At 28.0% G+C, this 1,604-nt stretch carries 2 protein-coding genes; one reads left to right on the forward strand and one right to left on the reverse strand.

Annotated features, from left to right (window positions below):
- A partial coding sequence (locus AW17_RS23370; RefSeq protein WP_029280792.1) for a restriction endonuclease subunit S occupies positions 1-806 on the forward strand: 806 nt, incomplete at its 5' end.
- Here AW17_RS23370 and AW17_RS23375 read toward each other — a convergent pair.
- Positions 799-1,604 (reverse strand): restriction endonuclease subunit S (locus AW17_RS23375; protein ID WP_036670841.1); only part of this gene is annotated, 806 nt, incomplete at its 5' end. The two genes, AW17_RS23370 and AW17_RS23375, sit on opposite strands and share 8 nt — an antisense overlap.

Raw genomic sequence — 1,604 nt, forward strand, 5'->3', positions numbered from 1 at the left:
TAGAGATGAAAAATTCTGCTTCTAGTATGCAAGGCACATCTATTAAGGGAATATCATCCTCAGAAATAAAATCAAAAAAACTATTCATTCCTAAAGATGAAGAACAACAAAAAATAGTTTCTTTTCTATCATTACTAGATGATAGAATCCAAACCCAAAGCAAAATAATTGATAAGCTAAAAACCTTAATTCAAATCCTTAGAAAAAAGTTGCTTAGTCAAGATTTATGTTTTAAAGACAATAATGGCAACAGTTATCCAAACTGGGAAACTAAAAAGCTAAGACAACTTGGAGCTTTTTTTTCTGGAGGAACACCTTTGACAACTAAAAGACACTATTTTGACGGAAATATCCCTTTTATTAGATCAGGAGAAATAAATGCATCTTCCACAGAACAATATATTTCAGAAGAAGGTCTAAAAAATTCATCTGCTAAAATAGTAGAAATTGGAGATTTAATTTATGCATTATATGGAACAACTAGTGGTGAAGTTGGCATTTCAAAAATTAAAGGAGCGATAAATCAAGCTATTTTATGCTTAAGAACTGATTTAAATATTGTTTACCTATTAAATTACTTAAAATTTCAAAAAGAAAATATCTTAAGTACGTTCTTACAGGGTGGACAAGGTAATCTTTCCGCAGAAATCATAAAATCATTAAAAATCCCCGTTCCAGTAATTAAAGAACAAGCTCATATTGCAAGTATTCTTTTGAATATGGACAGTAAAATTGAATTAGAAATTAATATATTGAAGGCGTATAAGAATCAGAAGCAATATTTACTATCAAACCTTTTTATATGAACAGATTTTGCAAAAGGTACTTTTTTTGATTTTCATATTTAAGAAGTAATTGTTTTTCAATATCAATTTTTTTCTCAAAGACTGAAAACATATCTGAGATTTTATTTTGCTCCTCTAATGAGGGGTATGGTAAACTTATATCAGAAAAATATTTATAACTTATCATTTTGCCATCCCTTATGCCCTCTAATTTCTCATTTAATGATTTAATGTAATTTTCAGTTTTTAAATAATACTTATAAAAAAGATTATTAATATCAATTTTTGCTCTTAAAATAATATATGCTGGGCTACAGATTCCCTTGTAATTTGAATATTCGATTCCACCTTGAAAACTTCTAAGACTAATAATGAAATCTCCAACTTCAACGACTTTATAACTTTTAATGCTTTTATCTGTTACTGAAATTTGATATTCTATCAAATTCCTTGGAATTGCACCATGTTCTTGAGTAATGGCCAAAATTGGCAGGTCGGAGTTATGATTTTTGTTAGATATATTGTTAAATATTTCATTTCCAAACCTAATTTCCCATTCAGGAAAATTAATCCCATTATCATCTTTTAGGCTCATTTGTTGTAAAAATATCTTTTTGGACAACTCTTTGATTTGGGATTGAAGATTGTTAATTATTTTGCTTTGGGTTTGGATTCTATCATCTAGTAATGATAGAAAAGAAACTATTTTTTGTTGTTCTTCATCTTTAGGAATGAATAGTTTTTTTGATTTTATTTCTGAGGATGATATTCCCTTAATAGATGTGCCTTGCATACTAGAAGCAGAATTTTTCATCTCTA

The sequence above is a fragment of the Pedobacter borealis DSM 19626 genome, from assembly GCF_000708285.2.
Taxonomy (GTDB): Bacteria; Bacteroidota; Bacteroidia; order Sphingobacteriales; family Sphingobacteriaceae; genus Pedobacter; species Pedobacter borealis.